This is a genomic window from Clostridium gelidum, from assembly GCF_019977655.1.
GTDB lineage: Bacteria > Bacillota > Clostridia > Clostridiales > Clostridiaceae > Clostridium > Clostridium gelidum.
The window spans coordinates 2,261,643-2,285,085 of the sequence record NZ_AP024849.1 but is presented as its reverse complement, the minus strand read 5'-3'; the positions used below and the strand labels follow the sequence as shown (position 1 = coordinate 2,285,085).

The window sequence follows — 23,443 nt, the reverse complement described above, 5'->3', positions numbered from 1 at the left end:
ATAAAAAAAATTAGCATTAATCATTCCACTCATGAAAATAAAATATGCTTTGATTTTTTTTAATATCTTTCATATATTATATCTAAATGATTAGTTCAGTAACATATTTTTTCTAAGGCACATGAAAATAAATAATAAATTCATAAGATCATATCTAATATTGTTTTTTCATCAATGCCATTTTTAGCTGAAATTGAATATGACATACCATCCTTTTCCCAAATGGCTAAATTATATTCTTTACTTTTGTTTCCTTCCAAATTTACGTTTATTCCATTTACTTTGGATGTATTCCTAACTTGGTAAACATTATAATCTCCGCTTATATTATCAATGACTTTACCTGCCCTAAAAGTTATATTGTTATTACCATCATTATACTCTACTTGTATTATTTCATTTGCTATAACACTTATGTTTTCTATTTTAAATCCTTTAGGTAATATTTTCAATGGGTTTACTTTTAAATTTAATGATTTTTCAGCTTCATCTAATGTCTTATATTCTTGATTATAATTTACGGCATCCTCTATTCCAACTGATGCGCTTAAAACACTATTATCTGTATCATTTCCAGATATCTCATTTTGCATTATATCTCCTGCTGTTGTCTTTGATTCTGTGCTTGTTAGATTTTTATTTTCCTTATTATTAATATCTTCTTTTAGCTTTGTTTTTGATGAGATATTTGAATTTTCTATAGCTTTATCATTATTATTTTGTGATGCTTGACTTTTCTCTACCTCTGAGCTTGAGTTTGATTGTAAATTATCTTTTTCTTCTTGCTCAATTTTTGGGCTGATACTACTCTCTACTTTCACATAACTATCACCATTATTATAATTGTTTTGATCTAAGTCTTGATTTTTCTTATCATTGTTGCTAGGATTTTCTTTGCTATCCTTGTTATAAACAAATTCATTATCATCACTAATTTTTAAGCCATTATTTTCATCCTCATGACTTTCTACCGTTTCTTTCTTCTCTAAATCATTAGGTACATGTTTAAAAAGCATAGGATAATTTTTAACTACATTTAAGCATAAGACTACTGCAAAACATGCTGCTACCATCTGCATATTTCTTTTAAGGTTAGTGCATTTTTTTACTTTTGGTATAGTAGTTTTAACTTTCATATTTTCTTCTGCACTATTGTAATTTTCATTTATAGCCAAAACATTTTGGAGTATTCTTTTTTTCATATCATCATTCATTACTATTTTATTTATTTCTTCTTCATATTTCTTACTCAAAATCATACTCCTCCTTTAGTTCTTTTTTTAGTATGTTCCTGCCTCTGCTAAGTAATGATCTCACTGTTGCTTCTTTTCTATCTACTATTTTTGATATTTCAACTGTAGAATATCCTTCGTAATAATATAAATGAATAATCTCCTTATATTTTAGTGGGAGTTTTATAACCTGGTTTAAAACATTGCTGTCTTTATATTCATCATAATAAGGCATGTCCGATAATTCTACATGCTTTTTAAACCAGGCAGATTTCAATTTATTTTTGCATATATTTCTGGTAACACAAATAACCCAATGCTTTTTATGGTCCTCACTTTCAAATATATCTATATTTTTAAGCAGTTGTACAAAAACGTCTTGAACAGCATCTTCTGCATCATGAATATTTTTCATGTATGAATATGCAAGCCTCAGCAGCATATTCCCATAATGATCTAAATCTTGTGAAATAATTTCATCCGTACGCAATGAAACCTCTTTCATAAAAAACTCATCCTTCCATACAGTAGAACAATATATTAATAAAAATTTTGATTTAGTCCCAAAATAAACTCGTCCTTATCATTCTTATCTCTACTTATCTTACTTATTATTCAATTTTTTTGTAATATATAAGTTCTAATTAACTTACTTCATTTAATCATAATTAAAAAGTACTTTTTATTATATTAATTATATCGTCTTGTTTCATACCATCAGTTACCAAAATAGAATATGACATATTATTTGCACTCCAAACTGCAACTTTTATAAGCTTATCATCTCCTTTTAATTTAACCTTGCTACCATTTATATCTACAATATTATTAGTCTTATAGTTATTATAGTCACCACTTATATCCTCAGTTCCCTGTGCCATTCTAAATAAAATATCACTTTGTTTATTTATATAACAAATTTGAAATAAATTTCTTGATATAGTGTTTATATATTTGATATTATATTTACCTAATAATTCTTTTGGTACTGTAACTTTAAATTTTAGTGCTTTTTGAGCTTCATCTATAGTGTCAAAGCCCTCAATAGGATTTATTATATCATTATTAACATTGGCAGTTTGAGTCACTAAAATAGATGCAGGGTTACCATCCCATTTCCCGCTTTGATCCACTTTAAAGCCATCTGGAGTTACTGTACTTGCTGCCATTTCTCCATTATTTAATAAATAGTACCAATTACCATTGGTTGGAATCCAACCTCTTTGCATTATGCCATTATTATTCATAAAATACCACTTATTATTTATTAATTTCCATCCTTCTGATAACTCTCCATTAAGTGAATATATCCATTGTCCATCTTTATTTCTTACAAAAAAACTTTCTACTGTTTTTTCATCATTGAATAGAAAATTATACATATTGATTGGAACATATATAGTGTTATTATCCATTATAGGCTCTGCACCTAATTCATGCATCATAGTTAATCCTATAGCATTACTGCTTGAATAATAATAACCATCCGTTCCTATATAAACATTTGTTTTAATTTCACCATTATCTAAACTTACAATTTTATTGTCTTTATCTGCCTCAACTTTAAAACCAAGACTTTCTGCTGTAGTAGTAAGTGGAACCATAATCTTGCCTTTATATATTAAAACTCCATTTTTCCCAAGCTCAATATTCTTTCCGCATATTACTACTTTGTTAATATCTACATCCTTAGGTGCATAGTTTGATATTAGAAAAGCATCTTCAATAACCTCTGACTTGGATTTCTGAGTTTCTAAATCTGCTGCAAATACTGAAACAGACATTCCCATAATTGTTACTGCTGTTAATAAGCCTATCATTAATTTTTTCATAATATTATCTTCTCCTTCTAAATTGCATATTAATTTTAATATGCCTTATATTAGTAATACAATCCAACTCAGCAAAGTGTTGCAAAAAATTATAAAATTTACACAAAAAAATCTTAAAGTCATAAAAAAAGCAGCAGATTATCTTGTACTTATACAAAATAATCTACTGTTTCCAATTTTATATTTTATTAACTATTTATTAGAGTGTTTTTTATTTTAATAGAAAAACAACTAGAGGTAAAAATTGAATACCAAAGGCTGTTTTACTATTTCCTTTTTTCCTTAACTTTACTGAAAGAGCAATACATATTATGCAGATCAATGCAACTAAATAATCAAAAAATCGAAAAAATGGAACCATTATTTCATCAGTATTAGTAATAATAAGCTCATTCTCTGCCATAGAATTAATAAATCCCATAACATATAAGAAAAGATAAACTACTGATAAAATAATATTAAATACTATCCCTGCTTTATCAAGCATACTGTATTCTTTTACTCCTTTAATCTGATCTTGAAGACTAGCATTAGTAACAAATATGATTCCTACAATTACGAATAGATAAATTACCATTCTTCTCACCCCTTATCCTTTAAGTATTTCTTAAAACATATCAATCATCACTACTGATAAGGTTTCTCTATACTATTATTTTAGCATATTTGGTGATCTGCAAGGTTAATTTTTGTCTTAATATTAGTTAAAAACAAGTTAAACTTAAAGGAATTCTGAAGCAAATTGACTATTATACAGTTGTTCATAGAAGCCTTTTCTTTTCATTAAATCTTCATGATTTCCCTGTTCTATAATATTCCCTTCATTTATTACTAATATTAAATCAGCACTACGAATTGTTGAAAGCCTATGAGCAATTACGAAGCTAGTTCTATCCTTCATTACATTTTTCATAGCATTTTGAAGCATTAATTCTAATCTTGTATCCACTGAGCTTGTCGCTTCATCTAATATAAGAATTGCAGGATCTTTAATTATAGCTCTTGCTATAGTTAATAGCTGCTTTTCACCTTGTGAAATATTAGAAGCTTCTTCATTTAAAAACATATTATATCCCTCTGGAAGAGTCTTTATAAAATGATGTACATTAGCTATTTTAGCCGCCTCTATAATTTCTTCTTTGGTTGCTCCAAATCTTCCATATTCTATATTATCGTAAATAGTTCCATTATATAGCCATGTATCTTGAAGAACCATTCCAAATAATGAACGTAAATCTTCTCTCTTCATGTCTCTTGTATCTATTCCATCTATTTTTATTGATCCTCCCTGAATTTCGTAAAATCTCATCAAAAGATTGATCAAAGTAGTTTTACCTGCTCCTGTTGGTCCAACTATAGCTACCATTTGTCCACTTTTCACTTCTGCACTTAAATTCTCTATTAATAGTTTTTCTTTAGAATATCCAAATTTAACATTTTCAAAAATAACATTTCCCTTTGGATTTTCTAGTTTAATTGAATTTTCTTTATCTTGAACTTGTTCATCTTCATTTAATATTTCAAATACACGTTCGATTGCTGCAAAAGCTGATTGTATGGTAGAAGATAGCTGAGTTACTTGAGAAAGAGGTTGGTTTATTTGCCAAATGTAACGCACGAACGCCTGAAGATTACCTATGGTAATTATTCCACTCATGGCATAAATTGCACCCATAATACCAGTAACTGCAATTCCAAGGTATGTTATAAGAGATATAAGTGGTGACATTATACTTGATATAAATTGAGCTTTGAATCCAGTTGTGCAAAGTTCTTCGTTTATAGTTTTAAAATCTTTTATTGCATCATCTTGATTTCCATATAATTTTATTTCATTAAATCCAGTATACATCTCTTGGACTTTACCATTCAATTTTCCTAGTGCTCTTTGCTGACCATAAAATAAACTTTGTGATTTTGAAACTATAAATTTGGATACCAAATAACTTAATGGTATTATGACTATGGCAATTAAAGTCATATTAATATTAATGGTAAACATCATGATAATCGCTAGTGTTAATAATAAAACTCCATTAACTACTTGACTAAAACTTTGTTGAAGTGCATTAGATATAGCGTCTATATCATTTGTAATCCTACTTAATATATCTCCGTAACTATTTTTGTCAAAGTAACTCACTGGCAATTTTCTAATTTTATTTTGAACTGCATTTCTTAAATCTCTCATAGTATTTTGAATAGCATTAGTTAATAAGAGACTTGCTGCATATGTTGAGCCTGCACTAAATATATAAATAATAGCCAAATCTATAAGAACTCTTATAATATAGTTAAAATTAACTGAAGCCCCTGGAATTTTGTTCATTATGCTAATTGAATCAGTTTTAAGTTGTGTCAATACTAACCCTTCAATTATAGGTGAAATTGAAGTAAATATGGCTGAAACTATTACCAATAAAACTCCACCAATAAATGGTACTTTGTATGGTTTTACAAAAGGAGTAATTTTCTTTACATTTTCTTTAAACTTTTTCATTCTGCTAATTCCTCCTCTGTAAATTGAGATGCTGCAATTTCATAGTATATATTACAGGATTTTAATAATTCTCTATGAGTTCCTTGTCCTACTACTTCACCTTCATTTAATACTATAATCTTATCTGCATCCATAATAGAGCCTATTCTTTGAGCTACTATCAATACTACAGATTCTTTTGTTTCATTTTTTAATTTACTTCTTAAGCTTGCATCTGTCTTAAAATCTAAGGCTGAAAAACTATCATCAAAAATATAAATCTCAGGTTTTCTAACTACTGCTCTTGCAATTGATAGTCTCTGTTTTTGTCCACCCGATACATTAGTTCCACCTTCACTTATTATTTCATCGAATTTCTTAGGCTTATGTGAAATAAAATCATAAGCCTCTGATATTTTAGCGGAGTGTTCAACTTCAATATTATTAGCATTCTTTTTACCAAATTTAATATTACTGCCAATAGTCCCTGTAAATAATAATGTCTTTTGAGGGATGAACCCGATTTTTTTACGCAATGATTTCAACTCATAATCCCTTACATCTACTTCATCTATTTTTATACTACCTTCTGTAACATCATAAAACCTTGGGATTAAATTAATTAATGTGGACTTTCCACTACCAGTACTTCCTATAAAAGCAACTGTTTCCCCTTTTTTAGCTTTAAATGAAATATTCTTAAGTACAGGTTCTTCACCATCTGGATATGTAAAAGTAACTTTGTCAAATTCTATTTTCCCCTTAATTTTTGTATCATTAACACCTTGTTTAGGATTCTTTATAATTGGTTCCTCATCTAATAATTCTTGAATTCTATTAGCTGAAACTTGTGCCTTTGGATACATAATAAATACCATGGAAAATAACATAATAGAAAACATTGCATGAAACAAATAATCTATAAAGGCAGCTAATTGACCAACCTTAAGAGTTCCTACATTTATCATTTCACTTGAAATCCAAAATATTGCTATTATTGCTATGTTTAATAAAAAAAAGAATAATGGTTGAGAAACTGCCATAAGTTTATACAATTTTTTAGATATATTAGTATAACTATTATTTGTATCTTTAAATCTCTTTCTTTCATGTTCATCATTACCAAATGCTCTAATTACTCGTGTTCCAGTTAAATTCTCTCTTGAAATAAGATTTAATTTGTCCAAACTTTTTTGCTGGATTTCTGACATCGGCTCAGATAATTTAGCTATAAATATTACTCCTACTATTATAAATGGTACTGTTATAGCTAATACTAAAGTTAATGATAGGCTTGTTTTTAAAATCATAACTAAACTGACAATAAACATAATTGGTGTAAGCACTGCAGTTCTAAGCAATGTATTCACAAACTGTAGTAATTGGAACGCATCATTAGTTGTCCTTGTAATCATTGATGACACTCCAAACTTATCATATTCACTATGTGAAAATTCCTGAGTCTTTATAAAAATATCATTTCTTATATCTCGGGTCATGCTTGTAGAAATCTTTGCTGAGCAATACCCAAGCAATATAGTTCCCATGACACCAATTATAGAAATTACTATCATTATAAGTCCCATTTTTCTTACATATGATATATCATTATAAGCTATACCATTATCAATAATCTTAGCCATTATTGTTGGAATTCCAAGTTCAACTAAGGCAAATCCAAAAACTGATATTACATTTAAAGCAATAAGCACTTTGTAATTTTTCAGATATTTTAATATTAATTTCATTTTATTTTTATCTCCTTCTATATTCTTTTCAAGTATAATATAAGTTCAGTCATACTAAAAATAGATATTCAATCTCTTCAAACTAAACATTTTTTATATTGAATTATTATATCTATACTGCTATTATACAATCATAAGGTATACGGTAACCGTATAGTCAATAGGAGAATTAATTTATATGAATGAAGATTTTAAAAAGTATTTTATTACTGGAGAATTTGCTAAGCTATGTAATGTAAAAAAGCAAACTCTTTTTCACTATGATGATATTGGACTTTTTTCACCTGAAATAAAAGATGAAAATGGGTATAGATATTATTCTGTGCAGCAATTTGAAGTGTTTAACGTAATTCTTATTCTTAAGGAAATTGGAATGCCTTTAAAAGAAATTAAATATTATTTAGACAATAAAACTCCAGAGGCATTGATAGACTTATTTGAAAATAAAATAACTCAAGTTAATAAAGAAATGGAAAATCTTAAAAGAATTCGTAAATTCATGAAAAACAAAATTGATATAACTAAAAAAGCTTGTGTTATTGATTATTCTAAAATCACCTTAGAAATTTTAAATGAAGAGCATTTAGTGTTAAGCAGATTAATTGAAAATCTCAGTTATAAAGATTATTTGAAAGCTGTATCAGAGCATATGGATTATTGCAATGAACATCAATTAACTGCAGGGTATTCTATCAGTTTAATTATAAACAGGGACAATATTTTTAAAGGTGTTTCTGACAACTATTCTTACATCTATACCAAACTAGAGACTAATAGCAAAATCAAATCTACTTTCACCAGATCAAAAGGCTTGTATGCTGTAGCATATCATCAAGGCAGCTATACAACAATTGATAAAACCTATAAGAAACTTATAGTTTTTTTTAATTCAGCCAACTTGAAAATTGGCAAATATGCTTATGAAGAATATATTTTAGATGAGACAACAATGAAAGGTTTTGAGAATTATTTAACTCAAATTTTAGTGGAAATTGAAGGGCATTAAACATTAAAAATCAATGAACAAAAAGCCTCAACCCCTGATGTTTAATATAAATTGTTATATTGTTATCTTTTTAAATTGTGAAACATTTATCTTTAAACCCATATTCCTTTTTTTAAATATTTATTGGAAATTTTAAAACAATATTTCTTTTTAAAAAGGTTTATGGGTATATTTAAACTAATACCTAATAAATCTACATATGGGTATGATATACTAAAAGAGTAAGCAAATAATTGCTGTATGTCATTTTCGATGAACTAGAAGACCAAGCAATCGTTGTAAAATAATAATTTCAGATTAGATATGAAATAGATGGACAAACTTATTTATCATTTGGAGGAAATATGTTAAAAATTATTGTATCGCCAGCGAAAAAGATGAAAGTAAATACAGAATTTGAGATACATAATATGCCCTGTTTTTTAGATAAAACTAAATTTTTAATGAGATATATGCAAGGACTAAGTTATGATGAGGCTAAAAGCTTATGGACATGCAATGATAAGATTGCTGAATTAAGTTTTGAATACTACTTAAATATGAGAATTACAGAAAGACTCACACCAGCAATATTGTCATATGAAGGAATTCAATATAAGTATATGGCTCCAAATGTATTTGATATTGAACAATGGGACTACATTGAAAACCATTTGTATATTCTTTCTGGATTTTATGGATTACTTAAGCCACTTGACGGCATCGTGCCTTACCGCCTTGAAATGCAGTCTGCGGTCAAGCTTTCAGGCTATGGCGATTTATATGATTATTGGGGTGATAGCTTATACAATAAATTATATGAGGATACAGATATCGTATTGAATCTTGCATCCAAAGAGTATAGTAAATGCATTGAAAATTATCTGAGTGATAAAGTACAGTTCATATCAATTACGTTTGGCGAATATAAGGAAGGTAAAATTATAACCAAGGGAACCTTAGCAAAAATGGCTAGAGGAGAGATGGTTCGATACATGGCTGATGAAAAGATTGAGAATGTATCAGAAATAAAAAACTTTAACAGGCTTGGTTATCGATACAGGCCAGAAGTATCAAACAATAAAAACATGGTTTTCATAAAAGAATAGGAGGAATTATAATTATGCTAGAATTAGGAACAAAAGCACCAGAATTTACTTTATTAAATCAAGACGGGGAGGAAGTATCTCTCTCGGACTTTAAAGGGAAAAAAATTGTACTGTATTTTTATTCTAAAGATAATACCGCTGGATGTACCAAACAAGCATGCGGATTTGCAGAAATATATCCAGACTTTCTAGAAAAAGGTGCAGAAGTTATCGGAGTAAGTAAGGATTCTGTAGAATCCCACAAAAAGTTTGCAGATAAATATAATTTGAAATTTACACTGCTTTCAGATATGGATAAAAATGTTATTCAATCATACGATGTGTGGAAAGAAAAGAATATGTATGGTAAGAAATCCATGGGTGTTGTAAGAACCACATATTTGATAGATGAAGAAGGCATGATTACGAAAGCATTTACTAAGGTGAATGCTACAAAAAATCCTGCAGATATGTTAGAAAATATCTAGAGCATATAGAATTTCAATAAAATGTATTCTTTAAATTTTAAATATTTTTGATGCTTTTTTTCTATTATTTTATCACATTTACTTATATTTGAAGTGCAAAAAGGAATTGCTTTAGATTGGCAACTCCTTTTCGCAAACAATCTAAATTTCAAAAATACTTTTCTACATACTCTAAATTTTATAGATCTAAAATATTCTATGTAGCCTTCTTAATTTCTATTTTAATTATTATAGCTTTCAATAAAATAATAATTAATACAAATAATAATAGAGACGGAAGTCCATACAAGATTTTTAATTGAGCATTACTAGCTATATATTCAGTATCAACATTAAAGAAATAGTGAAGAGTAAATAAATCAATAATTTCGCATATAAATTCTATAATAATAGTACCAAAAGTTACTGTTATTGATTTTATAGTGCTAATTTTATTTATCACTATATTAGTAATTATAATCCCTACCATTGTTAGCAAAGTATGAACCCCACAATGTATAGGTAAAAGATTTATTCCACAAGCTAAAATAACCATAATTATAACTGATAAAAAGCACCTTTTTACATGAATTTTTGTTTGCGATAAAGTATAAAATGCCCAAGCAAAAAGTAAGCTTTCAGGAATCACTCTGCCAATTAAGAATAATAGTGACATTTCAAACATATTCTATAACGCTCCTTTCTGTATCAACTATCTTTAAAGCCCTCTATATATATATCAGACAATTCCATGTTAACTCGCTCGACTATATTATCTCTGATTTCTGTTTCAAGCTTTGTTTTACTGACTTGCTTTGAAGGTAAGACAACCGTAAATTCACTTCCATGACCCAATTCACTTTCAAGTTTAATTTCACCGCCATGGAGTTCAACAAAAGATTTAACTAGTGAAAGTCCTATACCAGTGCCTTCATTATTTCTTTTCAAAGTCTTGTCCACTTGTCTAAATCGTCCAAATATAAAATCTTTTTTATCAGCAGGTATTCCTATTCCTGTATCTTTAACTGATATGTAAACTTTATCTTTATTTTCTGTTATAACCACATATATACTGCCTCCTATATCTGTAAATTTCAATGCATTTGAAATTAAATTTAAAATTATTCTTTCTATTTTATCTCCATCAAAAGCAATAATCTTTTCCTCAGTATTAGTATCAAATATCAATTCTATACCATTATTTTCAGCATAAGGCACTATAGACATAACAATGGTTTCAACTACATATACAATGTCTTCATTTTGCATATTTGGAGCAATAAAACCAGAATCATATTTTACTATGTCTAATAAATTATTTACTAATCTAATTAATCTATAGCAATTTTGCTTCATTATGTGTAAATACTTTTTTCGATTTTTTACTATTTCTTCATCATTATATGTATTCATTAATTGCAATGATGAAAATATTACATTTAGAGGAGTCTTTAATTCGTGAGATATATTTGAAAAAAACTCAGTAATGAATTTATTTTGTTCCTGAGTTTCATTTAATAATTTTATGTTTTCTTTTACCTCCTTTTTTAATTCTTGCACTTCTTTTTCAGATGTAATATCTCTTACAATAGTTAGTATTACTGGTGTTTTTCCATAAACACAATATGTAGATGTATAATGAACATTAATAATTTTTCCGTCTTTATTTATTACCTTTCCTTCAAAAGATACATTAGATTTTTTATTTTGAATTATATCTAAACATCTTTCTTCTAATTTCATTTCGTCATCCACATCATATAAAGTAAACATAGGCTCTTCATTTATTTCTTCTAATGTGTTAACTCCAAATAATTTCAAAGCATTTTCATTAATATATAATATTCTTTCAGCATCATGAATTAATATTGAATAATATGAATATTTAATCAACAAATTGTAACAATCTTCATTTTTAAGTAAAATTTCTTCTATGTAGTTATGTTGTTTTACTTGTTGTTTTACTTGTTCTTTCAATTCTGCCTCTAATATTTCTCTTTGGTCACTTTCAAACCTTTTATATTCGCCTAAAATCCATGCAACCATAATGTAACCCATAGATAGCATTAAATCATTTTCAAAATATATATTTACTGTTAAGTGTGGAGCAAAAAATAAATCTATAAATAATACAATAAATGATGATATTGAAGCAACTATTACACCATATTTTTTACCTAGTGATATTGTAGATGAAATAATGCTAAATAGAAATAAGTATTTGTATTGACTTTGGTATGTATTTGATAACAATATTAAAACAGAAAGCATAATAATAAAAATACAATCTTCTACTATTTGGACACTTTTAATATCTCTAAATTTAAACATATATATATAAGAAAATGTCCAAAATAAAAAGATAACACTCAATAATATAGGCATAAGCACTATGTTATAGCCATTTAATATTAGATTCCCTATACCTTCTTTATTATTTATTTCATTAATACTTATTATTGAAATAAATAATAAAATGCCAAATTTTACAATAGCAATAGTTCCAAGTATGTTCCTGTATCTGTTATTGTTGATATTACTCACTTAATTCTCCTTTTACTTATGGTATAAAATTTTTTCAATTTATAATAAAGTTAATATGTTTTTTTATTTTATATTTACTTTTTCCTCGTAAAACAGTTTATCTCTAAATATATACTACGCTTTACTAACATAATATAATAAATAATATTATAAATCTACATCTTTTGCATAAGTTTGTACAATTCGACAAAAGACTAGTTACTAAAGTTATAATTTGGTAACTAGTCTCTTTAAATTCTCATTTCATTTAATATTTAGGATTTTATTCCTTTCCAACTATTCCACCTTTTTTTCCTTTGCCTTTATCTTTATTATTAGGAAAACCAATTTCTGAAACACCCTCAGTATTTACCTTATTTACATCTTCTATTTTTTTAGACACTAAATTTGTATTCGTTATAGTATTATTTAAAGACATATGAATCTCACTCCCTTAATTATGATTTTGTTTTGTAATAATATATTAACCAATATCATAAATTATAATCACTAGAAATATTACCAAAATAGCATCGATAAATTTTACAAATTGATTTAGCATTTGATTAAAGTTGCTAAATTAAAGGAATTTGGTAATTTTTGTATAATTGATTATATAAAGGGGGTAAGAGCATGATGGATTGGATACAAAAGTACTGGCAATTACTATTTGTTGGTACAATAAGTTGCATAGGTGGGATTGCTACACCTACTCTAGTGAAAATAATTGATGAAGCTTTGACAAAACTATTTAGGCTAATATCTGAAAAATTTCTTAAAGAAATAATAAGTTCATTGAAAAAATTCAATAGATGGGTAAAATTAAAATCAAAAATAATAAAGTATAATTTATTAAGTAATCATAGTTTTACAGAAGATGAATATAATATTTATAAAAAATTAAAGGATAAAAAGACTTTAACAGAAAATGAAAAAGACATACTTAATTACATGGAATCCAATGATGATATTTTTATTAACATAATTATACGTGAAATTAATAATAAATCAATAAATTATGATAATCTAAATTATGATGCATCTGTTAAATGTGATAAAAACGAAAGCTTCCATATGTGAATAATAAATATAGAGCTCTAGAAATAGGGTCCTTTTTTATGTAAAAATACTATACAGCTGTTTGGTTAATTTCTCTAACAAGCATTATTCAATACTTTTACCTTTACTTAACAGAATAATTAAAATAAAAGTGCACATAAATATATTTAGGGAATTATATAATCCAATAAATTTTTTAAGTATCAAGAAAAGGTACTTATGCAATTTCTATAAGTTATAAAAAAAGTAAAGGAAGTGTCTATATGCTTTTAGATTTACCAAAAATGGAAGAAATACAAATAAAGAATGGAAGTGCTAAAATTAAGTTTGATGAGTTCAATCAAAGAGTTAAAATTCTAAGTTTTAAAGGTGATTTGGAAGATTTAATGAATCAGCTTACAGTTTATGAAAACAAATGTACTATTGGCAAAATATTTTCTATAATTCCTAAAGAAGATATAGATGTCTATAAGTCCCAAGGTTTTATAATTGAAGCAAAGATTGATCAATTCCTTAATGGGCAGCCAGCGTATTTTTTATCTAAGTTTCTTACATCTAAGCGGAAAACCAGTATGCATTTGCCAGAAGAAGAAGAAGTACTCATTAGATCAAGAGAGTATATTAGTGAAGATTATATCAATCCAACCTATGAACAATACACAATTAGAGATGTAAGAAAAGAAGATGCTGATGAATTAGCTAAGCTGTATGATGAAGTATTTGAAACTTATCCTTCACCTTTGAATAACTCAACTTATATCCAGTTTGCCATGGACCATAATGTCTTTTTTAAAGTAGCCGTTTATGAAAATAAGATAGTAAGTGCTGCTTCTGCTGATACAGACCCAATTAATCTGAATGCAGAAATTACAGATTGTGCAACGAGTAAGTCATTTACGGGACATGGTCTTATTGGACGTTTAATTTTTGAGCTTGAAAAAGATTTGAAAACAAGGAACTATAAAGTACTTTATAGTACAGCTAGAGCTATTTCAACAGGTATGAATATTGTCTTTGCCAAACATGATTATGTATATGGAGGTAGACTTATAAATCATTGTCATATTTGTGGTCAGTTGGAAAATATGAATATATGGTGTAAGGTATTTTAACCATGGCTAAGACTAAAATCTGTAGCAGATTACCGCTTAATTCATAAACTATTTATGTGAAACACTATAATGTAAAGGAACAGTTATGTATAATAGTTTTTTCAGAGATGACATGACAGTCCAAAGTATCGTTTCCTTCTCAAGCGGAGATGTAAATGGTGATGGAATACCTGATAATGTGTATTTAACAGGTATAAAAACATCAGATAGTCCATTTACTCAAAACATTACCCTTGTAATACAGGATGGGAGAACAGGCAGATTTATTAGCATTCCTCTGAGTGACAATTTAGGATATAACCCAAGGCTTTTTTTAGGAGAATTTACTGGAGATGGTATCGATGATATCTTCATAAGTATTGATTCAGGTGGAAGTGGTGCAATAATGTATCATTACATTTATTCCTTTATAAATAATACTCCACGATTGATGTTTGATTTTAATTCATACACCGAGGAATATAACTATGAAGTTACTTATAAGGATAACTACAAGGCTCAGGTTATCAGTAGAAAAAATAATAAAAACTACATTATAGATATATCTACTAGTAGAGATGATGAGTATCTACATGAAATATATTACGAGAACGGTAAGCTGAAAAGTCCCATTAGCGGATTTGTAAATCCTTTAAGTGGCTTATATCCAGTAGATTTTGATTCAAATAATGTATATGAGCTGCTAGCTTATCAAAAGATAGCTGGAAGATATAACGCAGACTCTTTAGGCTATGTTTTAAATACCTTAAAGTGGAAAGATAATATGTTTATTTTAGATAATCAGTATGTAGCAATTTTTTAAATATTATGTGTGACTCCTGAAGAATTACAAAATACCCCTCATGTTGTGTAGTAGTTTCAACGTGAGGGGTATGTATGCTATTTTTTACAGCTCTTCATAAAATCTATTATTTCTTTATCCTTAGTATTAATAATTTAGCCAATATAATTATATATTACGAAGGTAAGTGTGTTAGCTATTTTGATTAGGTATATTATTTCTAAATTCTACTGGCGTCATTCCATATGCTTTTTTAAATAATCTCAAAAAGTGTTCTACATTTTGATATCCTACTTGCTCTGCAATATTCTCTACTGTCATCCCGCTTCCTTTTAATAAACTCTTTGCCTTATCCATTCTAATTTGCTTTACTATATCTCCAAATGTAATATTTGTGCTTTCCTTAATATATTTTGATAAGTAAGGCTTAGACAAATAAAATGTTTCTGAAAGTTTTTCTAATGTGACAGTCTTATAATTAGATTGAATATAGCTTAGTACTTCTGTCATTCTTTCATCGGATCTTTTCATATTTTTAATTTCTTCTAATTGATTGACTGCTACTGCTAAGGCTGCAATAGAAGAATTAATAATATCGGTTTCTATTCCCACTCCCCAATAAAGCCTATCATGACATTTTATTCCTACATAAGTGACTGCTTTTGAAGATGAACCTCTAGATAATGAATGTTCTGCATATACTTCTAGTTCATAATCAATTTGAAAATAAAGTTTTATTGCATTACTAACCGCATCTAATCTTCCATTTCCTTGAGCTGTTACACACTCTGTTTTCCCACCGTGGCAAATTGTAGTATCTGCTGTCATTTCTGTGCCTTGTCTAAAATGACATTCTGGAACTTGAAACACATGAGAGTTACGAATATATTTCTCTTCAAAAATCTTATAAATACCTTCAGGTGTTAATTCTTTATGAGCTTTATCTGATACATCCTTAACTGTATATCCAAAATCTTCTTGCATCTCTTTTGGAAGTGAAATTCCGAAATTCTTTTGTAATATATAAGCTACGCCACCCTTTCCCGATTGACTGTTAATACGGATAACATCAGAGTCATATTGACGTCCAACATCCATTGGATCAATAGGTAAATATGGAACATCCCAATTCTTACATTCTTTATTTTCACGCCATTTCATTCCCTTTGAAATAGCATCTTGATGTGAACCTGAAAAAGCAGTGAACACCAATTCACCAGCATAAGGCTGGCGCATACTTACTTGCATTCTAGTCAACTTTTCATAAGTTTCGCATATTTCAATCATATTTCTAAAGTTTAATTTAGGATCTACTCCATGAGAATAAAGATTCATAGCAACTGTAATTATATCTACATTACCTGTTCTCTCCCCATTTCCAAATAGAGTTCCTTCTACTCTATCAGCTCCTGCAAGTATGCCAAATTCTGCATCACTTACCCCAGACCCTCTATCATTATGTGGATGCAAACATAAAGTTACAGCTTCCCTATATTTTAAATTTTTATGAATATATTCAACCTGACACGCAAATACGTGTGGCATTGCATTTTCAACCGTAGTAGGAATATTAATAATTACCTTCTTTTCTTTTGTTGGTTTCCAAACATCTAAAACTGCATTACACACTTCTAGTGCATAATCTACTTCTGTTCCCGGAAAACTTTCTGGGCTATATTGAAATGAATAATTACCATTTTCTTCTTCTGCTATTTTTTTCAAAAGCTTGGCTCCATCTACAGCAAGCTTTTTAATTTCTTCCTTAGATTTGCCAAAGACTTGCTCTCTTTGAGCAACAGATACTGAGTTATATAAATGAATCACAGCATGTGGTGCTCCTTTAACTGCTTCAAAAGTTCTTTTAATAATATGTTTTCTGGACTGAGTTAATACCTGAATTGAAACATCTTCTGGAATCATGTTTTTCTCAATCAATGTTCTTATAAACTCATATTCTGTTTCAGAAGATGCTGGAAATCCTACTTCAATTTCCTTAAAACCTATCTTTACCAACATATTAAAGAATTCTAATTTTTCTTCTAAGCTCATAGGCTCAATTAATGCTTGGTTTCCATCACGTAAATCCACGCTGCACCATCTAGGAGCCTTATCTATATAATCTTTCTTTACCCAATCATGTGTCACTACTGGTGGCATAAAATACATTTTTTTATATTTTTGAAAATTTTCCATCCCTATCACTCTCCCAATATAAATATTTCATAAATAACATTCAAATAACATTTACAAACAAGTTCTCTATTATTATCTTTCATGTACCTAAACAATAATTTTCTGTAGTTTAATTTATGAAAATATTTCCTTTTGTTTTATGTAATATAGAATAACATACTTTAAATAGGAATTTTAGTGATAAATTTAATCACTTTCATTGATCTATTTTAACATTTTTTTATTTATTATGTTATCAAATTATGTAAATATCTATAATATATTAAGTGTTTAACGGAGTTTTTGTTCTCTCCTTTGGTACTTCTAAGACAGGTCGTGTTGAAGTTGCTATAAGGGTCTGTGCTCATTAGTTAGAACTGTTTTGGGAACTTGTTCAAATAATTGGTCAAGTGAGGATATTAATGAATTGTCTATATATTTATATCCTGGATTTACTTCATTCATATCAAAAATTTCCATAAGTCCATTAGCTATAGTATCATCCAATCGGGTTTGCAGCTGGTTCAAATCATCAATTACAATAATGTTTTTTCCTCTTGCAAAAGCTAAAGCACCTGTAACTATATCCATATCTGAAGCTTCGTCAAGAATCACATAATCAAAAATACACTTATTATCAATTGAATTTATAAAGAAATCTATTGCTGAAGTTACTATAGGATAGTTTCTTTTTTTCTTTAATGGTTCGCTTTCTCCTTCTCCTTTGGAAATGTTCATTTCTTCACTATTTTTAAAGCATTCATATAGACCGCACTTTAATATTTCCATTGATTTCTCTTTGATTTTTTCTATTTCACTGTCAATTTTACTCTTATCTAAATTATTCTTTATTAATTTTATTTCATCATCTATCCCATCAATTTTTAAATCATTATAAACTTCATTTAAAGCATTTTCTAATATTTCAAATTTAATATTATAGAAACTAAAATCCAAAATATTATATTTGAATATAAATATTATTTTTCGCCAAAAGCTGATATGTCCTTGCGTTTTAATAATCAAGCTATATTCTTCCTTAAAGGCTAAAATCTTCTCTTGGCTAAAGCTAAGCAGAGAATCTGGTATTTTAACTTTTTCGGTTCCAATAGCTTTTTCGAGATTAGTTTTTTCAGTTAATGAATAGTACTTTTGTATTTCTAAACTTTCAATTTTAGTTTGATTTTCCAATTTTTCAACTAACCCATTTTGAATACTGACCAAATCTGCTTTTTTATCAGATAGATTTTCACTCTCAAACTTGCTGCCGGAATTTCTAATAATCCACTGTTCACAATTATTTTGAAAACTGTTTGTTTCATTCTCTTTTAAATGATTCACAGTAAAATCAATATCTGATTGTTTAAGTATTTCTAGATATTTTAATACTGAAAAATCATCCTTAGTTACTATTGCTACACTTTTCCCCTCTAAAACAGCAGTTGCAGTAATATTTAAAATAACCTCAGTTCTGCTTGTTACAGATGAGCTCTCTATAATGTTTATTTGACTACTAAGAGCTTTTTCTACTGCTTCTTTTTGATTTAAATCAAACCCAAAGGGATATATTGCAAAATCAAAATCATCTCTTATTTCAATTGATTTTGGATTTAAATAATTTACAAGTGCACTGTTAGGATTTATCACAGATATATCTTCAAATATTTTACTTACTCCATTATAATCATTATATAAATCAAGCTGCTTTGAAATCTCTCTAAGATACCTAAAATTATTCTCTACAACAGGTTCAAAAAGTCCATTATCCTTAATATCTAATTGATCTCTTGAGTATAACTTACTGCTTCCATTTTCGAAAATAATTCTTATTTTATCAAATTCATCAAAAATTATTACCTTTAAAATATTTGACATTTGAACTTTATTTTCATATATTACAACATTCTTAATTTCAATAGGTTCACATTTTATACTAAGCTTAACTTGGCTATTATCATAAATATTACTTTCACCATTATTTAATTCCACTTCAATTTTATCATCTTCTATTTGATAACAGCCTGCTACCTCTTCTGTTTTATCTTCATCATTTATAAAAATTATACTATTTTCAATATTCAAAATAATTACTCCTCATGTTCTATTCTATACGTCTTAATTATCTTTTAATATCTCTTCAATCCTATTTTAAGCCTCTTTAAAATTTGATTCCAAACTAAAGCTTTCTCTGTATGTTTTACTGCTATATTAAACCCTTGTAAATTATAGTAACTTAAAACTATCTCATAACTGGTTTCTGAAGAGCTTACCAATTTTCATGTTTATTATAACATAAATTTACATAAAATATTTAAAGCTTAGATTTTCTATAAGCATAAAAATCTAAGCTTTAAACCATCTACATCCATGTCTACAACTTCAAATGCATATGAATTATTTTCTAAGCATAAAATAAAAACTTACATCACAGTATTTTAATAAGAACGAATGTAATTTAAACTTATAAACGTTATCATACGTAAATATGAGATTTAAAGCCTTTTTTGTAAATTTAACACCAGGAGGATTGTGCTAAAATTATAATAATTAGTACTATAAGATGAAGTCTGGAGTGAATAATTATGAGTTATATTCAAAAAGGTACCAAGGAATTTCGTTTAACAAGTATTGCGCTATTTGCTGGTGGCTTTAATACTTTTGCAATTTTATACTGTACTCAGCCATTAATGCCTTTTTTATCTAAAGAATTTGGTGTATCACCAATGACTGCAAGTTTATCACTATCGGTTACCACCTGTACTTTAGCAATAAGTATGCTGCTTTTTGGATCCATATCAGAGGTGTTAGGACGAAAACCAATTATGTGTTTTTCTCTTTTTGCCACATCCATACTAGCAGTATTATCTGCTTTTGTTCCTAATTTTAACTGTTTATTGATTTTAAGATGTTTACAAGGATTTGTTTTAGCAGGATTGCCTGCTATTGCTATGGCTTATATTAGTGAAGAAGTTGATAAATCGAGCTTAGGAATGGTGATGGGTTTATATATAAGCGGTAATTCAATTGGGGGAATGAGCGGGCGTATTATCATAGGCGTTATTACTGATTTCTTCAACTGGAGGTTAGCATTAGGATGTATTGGGCTTTTGGGACTTATGGCTAGTTTTCTATTTTGGTCAAAACTGCCTCCATCAAGACATTTTGAAGGAAGATCCTTTGAAGTTAAAAAGCTGATAAAATCTACTGTGAATCATTTAAAAAATCCTAAATTACTTTGCTTATTTTGTATTGGATTTTTAATTATGGGAAGTTTTGTTTCTTTGTATAATTATATTGGTTACCAATTAGTTGAGTCTCCATATAATCTTAGTCAAACCTTAGTCAGTTTTATTTTTGTCATTTATATAGTAGGAACTTTTAGTTCTACTTTTATGGGACGCTTAGCTGATAAACATGGACAACATAAAATTCTCTGCATTTCCTTGTTTATAATGCTTCTTGGTATATGTACAACTTTAAATATAAATTTATTTTTTAAAATTTTAGGGATAGCTCTTTTGACCTTTGGTTTTTTTGCAAGTCACTCAATTGTCAGCAGTTGGATTGGTAAACTGACCATGCATGATAAGGCACAAGCCTCTTCTCTTTATTTATTATTTTATTATGTTGGTTCTAGCGTAGGAGGAACTGCTGGTGGAAACTTTTGGTCTTCCTATGGATGGAGCGGTGTAGTTAGTATGATTTCAGCATTCTTAATAACTGCTTTATTAGTTTTATTTATTTTATCAGCAATTATAAACCATAACTCACCCCAAAATTAAATTTTAAATTTATTAACTTCTATATCTAAAAGTTCAGCCTTTTGTTTTAAGTCTTCTGATTCTTTTGAAACATCTGCAATTGCCTCTGTTTGAGTTTGAAGTGATGCTGTAACCTCTTCTGAGCAAGCTGCTGTTTCTTCTGTTATGGCTGCAATATTATTTATTGAATTAACCACATCTTCATTGCTTTTATTCATTTCATCAACAAATTCTCCCATATAATCAACTGAATTTGTTATAATATCAGTTGATTGTGCAATTTTATTAAAGGCTTCATTAACATCATTTACTGAAGTAAATTGTTCTTCTGAAACTGTCTTTACATCTTTCATAATATCTACATTCTTTAAAATATCGTTTTGAATATCTAAAATTATTTTTGATATATTCTTAGTAGATTCTGCTGATTCTACTGATAATTTCTGAATTTCCTCTGCCACTACTCCAAAACCTCTTCCATGTTCACCTGCTCTTGCGGCTTCTATAGAGGCATTTAAAGAAAGTAAATTAGTTTGCTGAGCAATATCATCAAGAGTTTGTACTATTGTTTCTATATTTTTAGATTTATTTCTTAATTGTTCTATATTCTCTTGAGTTTTCTCTACAATACTTACAGTAGTTTGAGCTTTTGTTTTTAAATCATCTACCTTTTGAATTCCACTCGCAATTGCCTTTGATGAGTTCACAGATTCTTTAATCATTAACTCAGTTTTTTCTTCTAATTCTTTAAATTTTTGACTCATCTGTTCTCCAAGTCTAGCACTTTCTTCAGCTGCATATGCTTGATTAGTTGCTCCTTCTGCTATTTCTTGTATTGTAATATTTATTTCTTTTGCTACATTTGTAGTTTCATCAGATTTATTTGTTAAAACAATTGAACTCTCTCTTATATCCTTAGTTAACTTCTTTGTATTATTCAATAAATTAGAAACTTTACTTATCATTTCATTAAAGCTTAAACTTAAACTTCCAATTTCATTTTTAGAATTAGTTGAAGATTTCACTGTAAAGTCTCCAGCAGATGCTGTCATCAATAACTCAGATATTTCAACTATAGGTTTTGAGATCTTCTTTGATATAACTAAAATTACTATAGCTGCAATAATTAGTATAATTAATCCTGCAATCATTGTACCTTGTATTACTTTATTTATAATAGCTTTTGCACTAGATTCTTTTTGAACTGTTACAACTGACCAGTTAGAAGATTTACCATCAAGTTTTATAGGTGTATATGAAGCATAATAATTTTCACCATTATCTTTAAATTTAGTACTACCATTATTTTCTGACATTACTTGTGATACTATAGCTTTATATCCATCTGCTATTTCTATTGGTTCCTCTTTTGTTTTTCCAGTACTATTATCAATGATTGTTGTTTTAGTTAAATTTTTATAATTATATGACTCTGCTATAACTTCATCATTAGGATGGGCAACTACTACACCCTCTCCATCTATTATAAAAGAATATCTTCCAGACTTTTCATCTGAATTTTCTTTTATTAATTCTTGTAAACTACTTAAATTAATATCTCCACCCATTACTCCATTGAATTTATCTCCATCAGTTAAAGGAATAAATATTGAAGTAACCGGCCTTTTACTTGTCATTGAATAATAGGATTTTGATACAAATGGTTCTGAATCATTTTTTGCTTTAACAAACCACCATCTATCTGACCTATCTGAATTTTCTCCTACTGACCTTCCTATTTGCATTCCTGTATCATTTTGAATATATAATAATTCAAAATATGGATTCCGTTTCACAGAATCTTTAAGTACTTTTACTTTAGTATTTGAATCTGCTGAACGTATATCGGAATTAAAAGCTAACTCTTCTGTAACCTTATATGCCGTGTCCACAAATGATGAAACATTTTTAGAAATAAGATTTGATATCATTTCATTTTTGTTGTTAATTTCACTATCATAGTTTTTTGATAAAATTATGCTAACACATATGATGATTCCTAAAGTCAAGACAATTGATATTGATAACATAACAAATAGTAATTCACTTTTTATAGTTCTTTTCATCAGAATATTTTTTATATTTTCATGTTTATCATTAGTTTTTCCAATAGTTTTATTTTTCTTTTCATCTTTTTCAATGTTGTTTTTTAATTTTTTTAGCATAATTATAAATTCATCCCCTAAATTCATCTTTTTCACACA

19 protein-coding genes are annotated in these 23,443 nt (G+C 28.0%); 7 read left to right on the top strand and 12 right to left on the bottom strand.

The genetic code is table 11. From position 1 onward, the window contains the following. Positions 1-140: 140 nt before the first annotated feature. The 6 genes from psyc5s11_RS10100 to psyc5s11_RS10075 form a co-directional block, all read right to left on the bottom strand. Positions 141-1,259, bottom strand: a complete 1,119-nt coding sequence (locus psyc5s11_RS10100; protein WP_224037456.1) for a hypothetical protein — start codon at positions 1,257-1,259, stop codon at positions 141-143. After that, the gene (locus tag psyc5s11_RS10095) at positions 1,246-1,737 is read right to left on the bottom strand and encodes an RNA polymerase sigma factor (protein WP_224037455.1); all 492 of its coding nucleotides are present in this window, start codon (positions 1,735-1,737) and stop codon (positions 1,246-1,248) included. Before psyc5s11_RS10095 ends, psyc5s11_RS10100 begins: the two co-directional genes overlap by 14 nt. A 163-nt stretch (positions 1,738-1,900) precedes the next feature. Further along, a complete protein-coding gene (locus psyc5s11_RS10090; protein ID WP_224037454.1) occupies positions 1,901-3,064 on the bottom strand; it encodes a stalk domain-containing protein in 1,164 nt (387 codons plus the stop codon). Positions 3,065-3,275: 211 nt separating this feature from the next. Then, positions 3,276-3,641, bottom strand: a complete 366-nt coding sequence (locus psyc5s11_RS10085; protein WP_224037453.1) for a hypothetical protein — start codon at positions 3,639-3,641, stop codon at positions 3,276-3,278. A 144-nt stretch (positions 3,642-3,785) separates the two neighbouring features. Next, complete coding sequence (locus psyc5s11_RS10080; RefSeq protein WP_224037452.1) at positions 3,786-5,564, bottom strand: ABC transporter ATP-binding protein; 1,779 nt, start codon at positions 5,562-5,564, stop codon at positions 3,786-3,788. Beyond that, positions 5,561-7,291 carry an ABC transporter ATP-binding protein gene (locus psyc5s11_RS10075; protein WP_224037451.1) on the bottom strand — a complete coding sequence of 577 codons (1,731 nt, stop codon included), beginning with the start codon at positions 7,289-7,291 and terminating at the stop codon, positions 5,561-5,563. The genes psyc5s11_RS10080 and psyc5s11_RS10075 overlap by 4 nt, the downstream gene beginning before the upstream one ends. Positions 7,292-7,469: 178 nt before the next feature. Between psyc5s11_RS10075 and psyc5s11_RS10070 the strand changes: the two genes are divergently transcribed. From psyc5s11_RS10070 to bcp, 3 genes are all read left to right on the top strand, one after another. Beyond that, positions 7,470-8,297, top strand: coding sequence for a MerR family transcriptional regulator (locus tag psyc5s11_RS10070; RefSeq protein ID WP_224037450.1), 828 nt, complete (start codon positions 7,470-7,472; stop codon positions 8,295-8,297). 344 nt (positions 8,298-8,641) lie between these two features. Then, complete coding sequence (gene yaaA / locus psyc5s11_RS10065) at positions 8,642-9,385, top strand: peroxide stress protein YaaA (RefSeq protein ID WP_224037449.1); 744 nt, start codon at positions 8,642-8,644, stop codon at positions 9,383-9,385. A gap of 14 nt (positions 9,386-9,399) precedes the next feature. After that, complete coding sequence (gene bcp, locus psyc5s11_RS10060) at positions 9,400-9,852, top strand: thioredoxin-dependent thiol peroxidase (protein ID WP_224037448.1); 453 nt, start codon at positions 9,400-9,402, stop codon at positions 9,850-9,852. A gap of 196 nt (positions 9,853-10,048) precedes the next feature. On the opposite strand, the gene psyc5s11_RS10055 is transcribed toward bcp, so the two are convergent. The 3 genes from psyc5s11_RS10055 to psyc5s11_RS10045 all read right to left on the bottom strand — a co-directional run bounded on the left by psyc5s11_RS10055 (position 10,049) and on the right by psyc5s11_RS10045 (position 12,793). Further along, complete coding sequence (locus psyc5s11_RS10055) at positions 10,049-10,516, bottom strand: hypothetical protein (protein ID WP_224037447.1); 468 nt, start codon at positions 10,514-10,516, stop codon at positions 10,049-10,051. Between the two features lie 23 nt (positions 10,517-10,539). Continuing rightward, entirely contained in the window at positions 10,540-12,375 is a 1,836-nt protein-coding gene (locus psyc5s11_RS10050) for a PAS domain-containing sensor histidine kinase (RefSeq protein ID WP_224037446.1), read from the bottom strand. Between the two features lie 262 nt (positions 12,376-12,637). Beyond that, a complete protein-coding gene (locus psyc5s11_RS10045; RefSeq protein WP_224037445.1) occupies positions 12,638-12,793 on the bottom strand; it encodes a hypothetical protein in 156 nt (51 codons plus the stop codon). A gap of 194 nt (positions 12,794-12,987) precedes the next feature. Here psyc5s11_RS10045 and psyc5s11_RS10040 point away from each other — a divergent pair, with 194 nt between their 5' ends. The 3 genes from psyc5s11_RS10040 to psyc5s11_RS10030 all read left to right on the top strand — a co-directional run bounded on the left by psyc5s11_RS10040 (position 12,988) and on the right by psyc5s11_RS10030 (position 15,327). Continuing rightward, entirely contained in the window at positions 12,988-13,434 is a 447-nt protein-coding gene (locus tag psyc5s11_RS10040; RefSeq protein ID WP_224037444.1) for a hypothetical protein, read from the top strand. A gap of 242 nt (positions 13,435-13,676) precedes the next feature. Beyond that, positions 13,677-14,525 carry a putative beta-lysine N-acetyltransferase gene (gene ablB, locus psyc5s11_RS10035; protein WP_224037443.1) on the top strand — a complete coding sequence of 283 codons (849 nt, stop codon included), beginning with the start codon at positions 13,677-13,679 and terminating at the stop codon, positions 14,523-14,525. 85 nt (positions 14,526-14,610) lie between these two features. Further along, positions 14,611-15,327 carry a VCBS repeat-containing protein gene (locus psyc5s11_RS10030; protein ID WP_224037442.1) on the top strand — a complete coding sequence of 239 codons (717 nt, stop codon included), beginning with the start codon at positions 14,611-14,613 and terminating at the stop codon, positions 15,325-15,327. Between the two features lie 171 nt (positions 15,328-15,498). On the opposite strand, the gene psyc5s11_RS10025 is transcribed toward psyc5s11_RS10030, so the two are convergent. Both psyc5s11_RS10025 and psyc5s11_RS10020 read right to left on the bottom strand, forming a co-directional pair. Next, the gene (locus tag psyc5s11_RS10025; protein WP_224037441.1) at positions 15,499-17,499 is read right to left on the bottom strand and encodes a 2-isopropylmalate synthase; all 2,001 of its coding nucleotides are present in this window, start codon (positions 17,497-17,499) and stop codon (positions 15,499-15,501) included. Between the two features lie 327 nt (positions 17,500-17,826). Beyond that, positions 17,827-19,560 carry a DEAD/DEAH box helicase family protein gene (locus psyc5s11_RS10020; protein ID WP_224037440.1) on the bottom strand — a complete coding sequence of 578 codons (1,734 nt, stop codon included), beginning with the start codon at positions 19,558-19,560 and terminating at the stop codon, positions 17,827-17,829. A gap of 500 nt (positions 19,561-20,060) precedes the next feature. On the opposite strand from psyc5s11_RS10020, the gene psyc5s11_RS10015 reads away from it, so the two are divergent. Continuing rightward, positions 20,061-21,260 carry an MFS transporter gene (locus tag psyc5s11_RS10015; protein WP_224037439.1) on the top strand — a complete coding sequence of 400 codons (1,200 nt, stop codon included), beginning with the start codon at positions 20,061-20,063 and terminating at the stop codon, positions 21,258-21,260. Here the strand turns inward: psyc5s11_RS10015 and psyc5s11_RS10010 are convergent. Continuing rightward, positions 21,257-23,431, bottom strand: coding sequence for a methyl-accepting chemotaxis protein (locus psyc5s11_RS10010; RefSeq protein ID WP_224038171.1), 2,175 nt, complete (start codon positions 23,429-23,431; stop codon positions 21,257-21,259). The two genes, psyc5s11_RS10015 and psyc5s11_RS10010, sit on opposite strands and share 4 nt — an antisense overlap. Positions 23,432-23,443: the final 12 nt, after the last annotated feature.

Coding starts and splice junctions, on each gene's coding strand:
- psyc5s11_RS10100 (WP_224037456.1), bottom strand. CDS start 1,259: ATGATTTTGAGTAAGAAATATGAAGAAGAAATAAATAAAATAGTAATG.
- psyc5s11_RS10095 (WP_224037455.1), bottom strand. CDS start 1,737: ATGAAAGAGGTTTCATTGCGTACGGATGAAATTATTTCACAAGATTTA.
- psyc5s11_RS10090 (WP_224037454.1), bottom strand. CDS start 3,064: ATGAAAAAATTAATGATAGGCTTATTAACAGCAGTAACAATTATGGGA.
- psyc5s11_RS10085 (WP_224037453.1), bottom strand. CDS start 3,641: ATGGTAATTTATCTATTCGTAATTGTAGGAATCATATTTGTTACTAAT.
- psyc5s11_RS10080 (WP_224037452.1), bottom strand. CDS start 5,564: ATGAAAAAGTTTAAAGAAAATGTAAAGAAAATTACTCCTTTTGTAAAA.
- psyc5s11_RS10075 (WP_224037451.1), bottom strand. CDS start 7,291: ATGAAATTAATATTAAAATATCTGAAAAATTACAAAGTGCTTATTGCT.
- psyc5s11_RS10070 (WP_224037450.1), top strand. CDS start 7,470: ATGAATGAAGATTTTAAAAAGTATTTTATTACTGGAGAATTTGCTAAG.
- yaaA (WP_224037449.1), top strand. CDS start 8,642: ATGTTAAAAATTATTGTATCGCCAGCGAAAAAGATGAAAGTAAATACA.
- bcp (WP_224037448.1), top strand. CDS start 9,400: ATGCTAGAATTAGGAACAAAAGCACCAGAATTTACTTTATTAAATCAA.
- psyc5s11_RS10055 (WP_224037447.1), bottom strand. CDS start 10,516: ATGTTTGAAATGTCACTATTATTCTTAATTGGCAGAGTGATTCCTGAA.
- psyc5s11_RS10045 (WP_224037445.1), bottom strand. CDS start 12,793: ATGTCTTTAAATAATACTATAACGAATACAAATTTAGTGTCTAAAAAA.
- psyc5s11_RS10040 (WP_224037444.1), top strand. CDS start 12,988: ATGATGGATTGGATACAAAAGTACTGGCAATTACTATTTGTTGGTACA.
- ablB (WP_224037443.1), top strand. CDS start 13,677: ATGCTTTTAGATTTACCAAAAATGGAAGAAATACAAATAAAGAATGGA.
- psyc5s11_RS10030 (WP_224037442.1), top strand. CDS start 14,611: ATGTATAATAGTTTTTTCAGAGATGACATGACAGTCCAAAGTATCGTT.
- psyc5s11_RS10025 (WP_224037441.1), bottom strand. CDS start 17,499: ATGGAAAATTTTCAAAAATATAAAAAAATGTATTTTATGCCACCAGTA.
- psyc5s11_RS10015 (WP_224037439.1), top strand. CDS start 20,061: ATGAGTTATATTCAAAAAGGTACCAAGGAATTTCGTTTAACAAGTATT.
- psyc5s11_RS10010 (WP_224038171.1), bottom strand. CDS start 23,431: ATGAATTTAGGGGATGAATTTATAATTATGCTAAAAAAATTAAAAAAC.